Source organism: Endozoicomonas sp. SESOKO3, assembly GCF_024606255.1.
Map to the genome: position 1 here is coordinate 1 of NZ_JAHHPR010000374.1, position 4,934 is coordinate 4,934.

Here is a 4,934-nt window from a genome sequence, read left to right on the forward strand (position 1 = left end):
CTTAGCCTTTCACATTTACAATCTGCCTTAGCGTTCGCACGACCTCAACCAGAGCAGTTCTGGAAAAAAACTTCTCTAAAAGCTATTCAACATCTTATATTTTTACAGTTGACGATCAGGATATCTATAAGACATACATCAATGGTGATCCAGAAAATGATTACCTGTTTGTCCACAAGCTGATTTGTATATTTGATAAAAAAAAGGAATGTTTTCATGACTTCGTTATTCATAGAGAAGATAACAATTTTCACATCTTACAATCGATGGCCAATGCGTTTAGCCTTGAAGAATGGATTACGGGTGATTCTGACTCAATAATAGAAAAACAAAAAAAATTCAAAAGAGATAATGATTTGATTTTATTACATCGTGAAAATCATTTACCACCACCATTTTCTAAAGACGACGAAAACATGGTAATAATGATTAAGGAAGAATTAAAAAACACAAAACCATCCTTTGATAAAATTGTAAAAGCGAGAATAAACAAACCCTGTTCTAAAGCTATTTTTAACCAGAAGATTTTGCCTACATTATTTTCAGCCTTAAGAAATTCAGGTAATCATCCCTATTTCAGAATATTCTCAGTTTCAAGAAGATACTTGGATATTAAACCAGAATATAATATTTTTTTAGAAGTATACTATGCCAAATTATAAGTAGTTGATTATTTGAAACCTTATAAAATTGGCGGTAACTTTCAATAAAAATGCCGCATCAACTTTCTGCTTATTCAGGACAAACCAGTTATGGAGCCCATAAATAACAATTCCTTTAATACAGGTTCAAACTTGTCACCACCTGAGGGAACAAGACTGGGCACACGAGAGGGTAACAATGCGGGTAGGACCATCACTGTAGCTGACAAGGAAAAAAAGAAAAATACATCATTACGGGACTTATCCTCGTTATCACTTTCCATGATTTTTAGCTATTTGAAACTTCGAGATATTCGCAGTTTAGAACGGACATGTACCTACCTTCACGCCGCTGTCAAAAAAGATAACGCCCTGGCAAAAGCATGGTATCACCAGTTTTCTTCTCCACACCAGTATCAACTTAGGATGACTATCACTACAAAAAATGAGAATCAACTCCATGATTGGTTGAAGTCATTCACGAATGATAAGGCGTTAATCGACTCACTGATGGAGCGCCGACATTGTAGTGTTCATGTACCTGCTGTATTGTATTTCACCAAGACTAAGCTGATGTCTGGGTGCAATACTTTTAAATTAGTCACAAAAGCCATCATTAATGAAAATACGCGAGTTAACTCAGCCGCCCTCAGTGCCGATGGCCGTCATCTGGTAACCGCTTGCGTCTATGAACCAGCGAAAATCTACAGCATCAAGACCGATGGATCATGGGTAAAAAAAACCATTATTCCCCATGACAACCCAGTCGCATCAGCCATTTTCAGCCTCGATGGCGAATATGTGGTGACCGCCAGCTGGGATGGCACTGCGAAAATATATGGCTTGGGACGCGATGACACATGGAAACAAAAAGCCATCATTTCCAATGAGTACAGTGTCTACTCAGCCAGCTTCAGCACCGATGGCCATCATGTCGTAACCGCCGGTTTGGATGCGACAGCGAAAATCCATAGCCAGAAGACCGATGGATCATGGAAACTAACAGCTACCCTTACACATAATAAGTCTGTTGAATCAGCCAACTTTAGCACCGATGGCCGCTATGTGGTCACCGCCAGTTACGAGAACAGGGCGAAAATCTATTGCCAGCAAACGGATGGTTCATGGAAAAATACCGGAACCATTCCCCATAATGACGCTGTTATTTCAGCCAGCTTCAGCCCAGATGGATGCCATGTAGTAACAGCCAGTATGGATTTTAGTGCGAAAATATATGGCCAGAAGACGGACGGATCATGGGAAAAAAAAGGCACCATCTCTCATAGTGGTGCTGTCAATTCAGCCAGGTTCAGCCCGGATAGCCGCTTCGTGGTGACCGCCAGCCGGGATGGCACTGCAAAGATATATAGCCACACTGCTAATGGACCATGGAAAGAAAAAGTCATCATTTATCATAAGTATTGGGTTCTATCAGCCACCTTCAGCCCTGATGGCCGCCATGTGGTAACTGCCAGCATGGACAGAACGGCCAAAATCATCGGTCAGCAAGACGATGGGTCATGGTTAGAGAAAGCCAGCATTTCCCATAAAGGCAAGGTCTTATCAGCTACCTTCAGCGCCGATGGCAGCCATGTGGTAACCGCCAGTGACGACGGTATAGTGAAAGTTACTGAGTTACAGGTTAGTGATTCATTGTTTGCTGTCACTGAGTGACGCCATTCAGCCTGTATTAAAAGTCAGAAACTTATCGATCATTTTCCCGAATCAGAGACCAGTTTCGTTGGTTACCGTGAACAACCCGTTGTGAGCCTGACTTTGAAAAGATCGCCGGAAGGCAATGTTTAATTCACATTGACTGACCCCCGCAGGCACAATTACACGTGCCGCCCTCACTTTCATCCTCATCATCTACCAGATAATCCACGGCATTGGGGTTTATAGCTACCCACTCCGGCAAATCGTCAAGTAACGCCTGTAACTGTTTCAGCTCCGGCTCCGAACCAAACTCGCTTCGTCTGAAACCACCCTCCTGCAAAGCACTGAGTGCCATTAACATTGCCCCAACCGTATCCTGGTCGATGGTAAATTCTGCTACCTGCTGCAGCAACGAATTCTGGGTTCCGTCACCGGTAAACAGAAAATACAAAACGGCCGCTGCAGAACTGGGAGCCCAGGTTCCTCTGAGCTTTTTGTCACCCGTTTTTTTACGAGATCGCTCCGCACCGGAACTGGAAGGCATCAGGCGATTTAACTCAGCCATAACCTCTCCATGATCAGGGTTGCGAGTGTACGTGTTTTGCTGGACCTGTTGCTCAACAATCCTCAGGCATTTCAGAACTTCTGGTTCAGTGACATGTCTATAAATGCGCTGAAAAGTTATTTTAGCCAGATCCCTGTTTGCAGTCCTTACATCACGATCTTCGATCATGACTCTCGCAGCAAGGGCAATAACGACAGCAGCCTGCATGGCCTGCTCATGGTTATGACTGACCTGAACCGTTTGCCGAACCCGACTGACAAAATCCTCGTCACTGATAAACGGATCATGATCAAGGATAGCCACAATCGTGGCAATGCCCATGCAGCCGCCATTACCAGAAGAGCCTTCCGCCTTTCCTGACCTTGTACGAAAACTCTGACCGGAAAGACCCAGAACCTGACCTCTTGTTGTTATAGTGCTATTCCTGAATCCCTGAAAGAATGTTTTTAACAACCGTGAGTGAAAAGCACCGTAGTCGCTTAACTCCACATTAATCGGATCTTCCATTTTTAAACGAAAACGCTGCCCATCAGGAAATGCAAAAAAACACTGATACTTAGCCAGCCTGACAACATCAATTTGTGCACCTTTATCCTTTCTTTGGTGCTTTTTATTAGTGCGACCAGAGCTTTGGTAATAGTCCAAAAAGAACTTATAGATCGCAGCCGCTTTATGTGTATCATCGGTAAATAGCCCACGCCTGGCTGCACCGTTGCCATACCGGACTGTTCCCTTATAATCCCCCAGGGCAGTGCCAAGCAAAGCCAGCTCTGCATTGGTCGGGGTAACAGCAAATGCTGGCATTATTACCAGAAAAAAAACAACAAAGCACAGGCAGTGAGCAATGAAGAATTGAAAACCAACTGAGCCAGAACAACATTCTGGCTCAGTTCGACTCGGGACGGTCATTAAATATATTCCTAAGATCCATTCAGATAAGGGAATAATAGCGGCTTTATTAAGTCTTGCTACCCGATAGCCTGCAGGCAATGTAAAACTTAATGGACATCAGCGGCCATCATCAACAAGAGCTATTACAAGACCATCCCCTGGGGGGCGGGTTCATCCTGTTATTGTTAGTTGTACTTAACAACACGCTATGAACTTTTATGTCAAAACGAACTCTAATTCATCGCATCTTTTTTTGTATGTGCTTTCTAATCATGGATAAATCTAACTTTCGGAGAACCAGGCATGGATGGACTGAATAATAACTGCGGTATTGCAGGTCAACACCCAATAACCACTATAGCCACTCAATCAATAACACCAACGGGCATCAGTGCAGGTAGAACCATCGCTTTAGTTAATAAGGAAAAACCTTCATTGCTGGATTTATCTCCATTACCCTTTTCCATTATTTTTCGCTATTTGAAGCTTCGGGATATTCACCGTTTACAACAGGTATGCACCCACCTTCACGATGCTGTCAAAGAAGATAACGCTCTGGCAAAAGCATGGTATCGCCAATTTCCTTCTTATCATCAGCATCAACTAAGAGCAGCCATTACGACAAAAAATGAGAATCAACTCCGTGATTGGTTGCAGTCATTTACGAATGACAAGGCACTCGTCGACTCACTCAAAGATCGCCGTCAGAAGAGTATTTATTCACCTGCTCTGTTGTATTTCACCAAGGCTAAGCTAATGTCTGATTGTGAAAAGTTTAATTTAGTTTCAAAATCCACCATTCACGAAAATACAATTAACACCTCAGCCACCCTCAGTCCCGATGGCCGCCATCTGGTGACCGTCAGTGAAAGCGACAATGCGAACATCTACGGCCATAAGATGGATGGATCATGGGGATTAAAAGCGATTATTGCCCATAAACATTATGTCCGTTCAGCCGCCTTCAGCGCCGATAGCCTTTATGTGGTGACCGCCAGCATCGATGACACTGCGAAAATATTTGGCTTAGGGTGCGATGGATCATGGCAATTTAAAGCCAGTATTACCCATGAGTTACCGATCATATCAGCCATCTTTAGCGCCGATGGCCGCCATCTGGTGGTCAAAGATGTAAATGACTCTGTGCAAATCCATACCCGGAAGGCCGATGAATCCTGGGA

General features: G+C 43.6%; 4 protein-coding genes. 3 read left to right on the forward strand and 1 reads right to left on the reverse strand.

The window, feature by feature from the left end; genetic code table 11:
* Positions 1-266: 266 nt before the first annotated feature.
* Both KDK18_RS06590 and KDK18_RS06595 read left to right on the forward strand, forming a co-directional pair.
* Positions 267-662: a hypothetical protein gene (locus tag KDK18_RS06590; RefSeq protein WP_257254074.1), complete on the forward strand. Its 396-nt coding sequence runs from the start codon at positions 267-269 to the stop codon at positions 660-662.
* A 132-nt stretch (positions 663-794) separates the two neighbouring features.
* Entirely contained in the window at positions 795-2,315 is a 1,521-nt protein-coding gene (locus KDK18_RS06595) for an F-box/WD40 repeat-containing protein (protein ID WP_257254076.1), read from the forward strand.
* 133 nt (positions 2,316-2,448) lie between these two features.
* Here the strand turns inward: KDK18_RS06595 and KDK18_RS06600 are convergent, their stop codons facing one another.
* On the reverse strand, positions 2,449-3,666 hold the full coding sequence (locus KDK18_RS06600) for an ADP-ribosylglycohydrolase family protein (protein ID WP_257254078.1): 1,218 nt from the start codon (positions 3,664-3,666) through the stop codon (positions 2,449-2,451).
* 390 nt (positions 3,667-4,056) lie between these two features.
* Between KDK18_RS06600 and KDK18_RS06605 the strand changes: the two genes are divergently transcribed.
* Positions 4,057-4,934, forward strand: an 878-nt coding sequence (locus KDK18_RS06605; protein WP_257254079.1) for an F-box/WD40 repeat-containing protein, incomplete at its 3' end; no start/stop codon positions are given.

Coding starts and splice junctions, on each gene's coding strand:
- KDK18_RS06590 (WP_257254074.1), top strand. CDS start 267: ATGGCCAATGCGTTTAGCCTTGAAGAATGGATTACGGGTGATTCTGAC.
- KDK18_RS06600 (WP_257254078.1), bottom strand. CDS start 3,666: ATGCCAGCATTTGCTGTTACCCCGACCAATGCAGAGCTGGCTTTGCTT.